Source organism: Aequorivita sp. KMM 9714 (assembly GCF_011065475.1).
In the GTDB taxonomy this organism is placed as follows: domain Bacteria; phylum Bacteroidota; class Bacteroidia; order Flavobacteriales; family Flavobacteriaceae; genus Aequorivita; species Aequorivita sinensis.
On sequence record NZ_JAAGRO010000016.1, the window covers coordinates 1 to 3,826 of the forward strand.

The window sequence follows — 3,826 nt, forward strand, 5'->3', positions numbered from 1 at the left end:
CAAAAGAGATGTTGGCTGGTGCAAGTGTTTCCTTATTAGATGAGAATAATAAGCTTATAACTCAAACAACTGCTGATGAGAATGGTGTTTATAGTTTTGATGCAGATTGTGGGAAGCAGTTTACAGTAAGAGGGACCATGGAAGGATATAATCCACACGAAGAAATTGTTGAAACTCCTGAACTTACAGGAACTATCAATGTGCCACTTCCATTATTTAGCAAAGGCCCTTGTGCGCCGAATGATTTAGGATGTAGATTAAACTTACAACCAATTTATTTTGACTTTGATAAGTCGTATATACGTCCAGATGCAGAAATAGAGTTAGCTAAAATTCTTGCAGCCTTACGAGAGTATCCAGAGATCGTTATCCATATAGAATCTCATACAGATTCACGAGGAAGTGATGCGTATAACGAAGCCTTATCTGAACGTCGTGCTCAATCTACTCTTAACTGGTTGATTTCGAAAGGAATCGATAGAAGTAGGTTAACTGCTAAAGGCTATGGTGAATCGCAATTGGTTAATGAATGTGAGAATGGAGTACCTTGTAGTGCTGAGAAACATCAATTAAATAGAAGGTCTATGTTTATCATAAAGAATTAACTCGACTAAATTAAATTTCATAAAAGCGTTTAATACTTTGTATTGAACGCTTTTTGCTTTTTACGGCTTTAGCTTCATTAATAGCTCACCTAAAGAGTAAAAGTTTTTTTCTAAGTCTTTTACTTGCATCGGAAAGCCAATAAAGCCGAAAGTTCTTCGGTGTTTAATTTCTTTTGTTAAAGACATAATCGTTTTTCGTATAGATTGCAGAGATAAAGTTTGTTATCTAAGAAATAAACTGATGCGGATGTAAAAAGTGATAATTATTATATAGTCGTGTTTAATTAAAATTTATGAGTGACGATACTGAAGAAAAGAGGTTGAAACTTGTTTACAATGCGCAAGAATTTTAGAAGTTATTTTTATTCAATTTGCAACTGTTATCTTGGTTTGAATAGCAATAAATAAATTTTGTAAAACACATTTCTTAAAACTTAAAAAACACAAAAAAGTATTAAAAAGAATAATTTTAATTTAATTCCTAGTTATTGGTTAACTAATTAATTATAAAGATGTTATGTGGTTGTGTTTTTAACAGTTCTAAATTTTTTTTAATGAAATTTTAAGATATACGTGTAAGTACGTATATGATTTTGTGAAAAATTATGCTACGTTTGTCCGACAATTAAGTCGTTTTTGTTCTTATGAACCTATAAAATGATTTAACTCTATCCCCAAAAGCTCGTATCAAGTAGTCCCCACTTAAATCTTGATAATTGATCAAAAGTTTAAAGTTCAAAGACTGTCTCCCCTAAAGTCTTGATATAATATAATTATTTTAAAAACAAAAGACTGTCTCCCTCAGGTCTTTTATAACAATATAGAAAATTAATTTTAATACTAAGACCCACCTCCTCATTGGTCTTGTAAGAAATATTTTGATTAAAGATTTTTAGAATTTTAAAGCTAGTTCACTTTCCCCTAAAACGCTTTTTAAAAATTTAATATACCAATTTAGCTATGAACAAGATTCATATACATTTTTTTTCACATTACTGCTTGAGCATCGATGTTTTGGCAGGTTTTCAATTTCAACTAAACAATTAAAAACTATATTATGATTAAAATAATTACTAATTTATTTACTTCTGATAAGAGGTTTTTAATAGGTCTTTTTTTGATTCTTTCATTTAGTTTCAGTTATGGGCAAGAGGTTAATAAACCAAGAGTTGGCTCAAGTCCTGATAAAAGTTTACTAATCAAAGGAGGGCAACAAGAAGGACCAGGAACTGGAAATAGTATTTTAGTGCCAAATGACGATGCTACGTATGGTTCTACTCCAAAAGAATTGGTTGAAAATATCTTAGCATCTTCTTGTATGAGCATTGGAAATGTAAGGTTTGGATATTATAGTAAAACTAGTGGAAATTGGCAAAATAACTTTGGAAGTACAACATTAGATCGGCAATTTGGATATTTTAATGAAGGCAATGCCGTAAATTTTGGAATTGAAGAAGGCTTGTTGCTTTCAACAGGTAAAATTAAAAATGCTAGAGGACCTAGTGCTTCAGGTGGTTATTCTGATGCAATGAATAATAATGCAGGTGACCCAGATTTGGCACTTATTACTGGGCGTACAATGTATGATGCCGCTGTTCTTGAGATTGATTTCACACCAGTTGGAACAAAAATTGAGTTTCAATTTATTTTTGCTTCCGATGAGTATTTAGAGTATTGTGGAACACAATATGAGGATGTTTTTGGTTTCTTTTTAAGTGGTCCAGGTATTGCTGGTGGGCAAGGATATCAAAATAATGCTGTTAATTTAGCAAAATTACCAAATGGAGACCCAATTACAATCAATACAATTCATCCATATGTTGCCTCTAATGTTAACGGTAATGCAGTACCTGCTGTAAACCAAGCTTATTATGCAAATAATAATATAAATGTTTCCACTGAATTTGATGGTGGAACTGTAGTACTAACGGCTGAATATAGCGGCCTTATTTCTGGACAGCAATATAAAATGAAAATGGCTATTGCTGATGCATCAGATCAGCAATTTGATGCAGGTGTATTTTTAAAAGCGAGAAGTTTTACTTCAAATGCATTGGTTGTTAATGATCCTGCCCCTCTTTGTTTAGGGGTGACAACAGCAGATATTACTGCTCCTGCTGTTACAGCAGGAAGTACTATTTCAGGACCATATACTTATTGGCAAGATGAGGCTGCCACAATAACTTATTCTACTCCAACTATGGCACCGGTTGGAACCTATTATATTAAGGCAGTTGATAGTGATAGTGGTTGTGAAATAATAAAACCAGTTACGGTATCGAATTCTGATTTAGATTCTAGTTACACCAAACAAAATATAACTTGCTTTGGAGATTCGAATGGTTCTATTGACTTATCTGTCACTGGTGGAACGGGTTCTTACACATATTCTTGGACAACGAATGACGGAAGTGGCTTAAACCCATCTTCTCAGGATCAATCTGGTTTAACAGCTGGTACTTATAAAGTTATTGTAGATGATGGTAATTGTGCTATTGAAGAAACTATTCTAATAGAGGAAGCTAATCCAATAACAGCAACTGCCACAAATAGTGGACCTGTTTGCTCTACTACATCCTCAATATCGTTGGATGAAACAGGAGGGGATGCAGTAAGTTGGTCATGGAGTAGTGATGGCGGAGCGGTATTTAGTAATGCTACTATAAAAAATCCAACTGTTACAAATTTTGTAGATGGTGAAACTTTTACGGTAATTATTACTGATGGTAATGGCTGTACAAAATCAGCTACTACAACTATTGATGTTAATGAAACACCTTTAGAACCAACTGCTGATGTAGTTCAACCAACGTGTGCAGTACCAACAGGTAAAATTTCAATTACAGCTCCATTGGGTGCAGGATTTGAATACAGTATTGATGGCACGAACTATCAAGCTTCAGAAGACTTTATTAACTTAACCTCTGGTACTTATAGTGTAACGGCTCGAAATACTTCAGATCCTACGTGTGTTTCTACAGCTTTATCAGTAACGATTAATGATGTACCAAATGCACCAGCTACACCAACTGCTGATGTAGTTCAACCAACGTGTGCAGTACCTTCAGGTAAAATTTCAATTACCTCACCATTGGGTGCAGGATTTGAATACAGTATTGATGGCACGAACTATCAGGCTTCAGTAGACTTTATTAACTTAATCGCTGGTACTTATAGTGTAACGGCTCGAAATACTTCAGATCCTACGTGTGTTTCTACAG

At 33.9% G+C, this 3,826-nt stretch carries 3 protein-coding genes; 2 read left to right on the forward strand and 1 reads right to left on the reverse strand.

Features of this window, described 5'->3' with window-relative positions; genetic code table 11:
• Window positions 1-605, forward strand: a 605-nt coding sequence (locus G3A46_RS13970) for an OmpA family protein (RefSeq protein ID WP_165150392.1), incomplete at its 5' end; no start/stop codon positions are given.
• 60 nt (window positions 606-665) lie between these two features.
• On the opposite strand, the gene G3A46_RS14515 is transcribed toward G3A46_RS13970, so the two are convergent.
• Complete coding sequence (locus G3A46_RS14515; protein ID WP_277875414.1) at window positions 666-791, reverse strand: hypothetical protein; 126 nt, start codon at window positions 789-791, stop codon at window positions 666-668.
• Between the two features lie 871 nt (window positions 792-1,662).
• Between G3A46_RS14515 and G3A46_RS13975 the strand changes: the two genes are divergently transcribed.
• A partial coding sequence (locus G3A46_RS13975) for a choice-of-anchor L domain-containing protein (RefSeq protein ID WP_165150751.1) occupies window positions 1,663-3,826 on the forward strand: 2,164 nt, incomplete at its 3' end.

What these genes read in the sequence shown, in the direction of transcription:
- G3A46_RS14515 (WP_277875414.1), bottom strand. Translation starts at nt 791, where the DNA reads ATGTCTTTAACAAAAGAAATTAAACACCGAAGAACTTTCGGCTTTATT.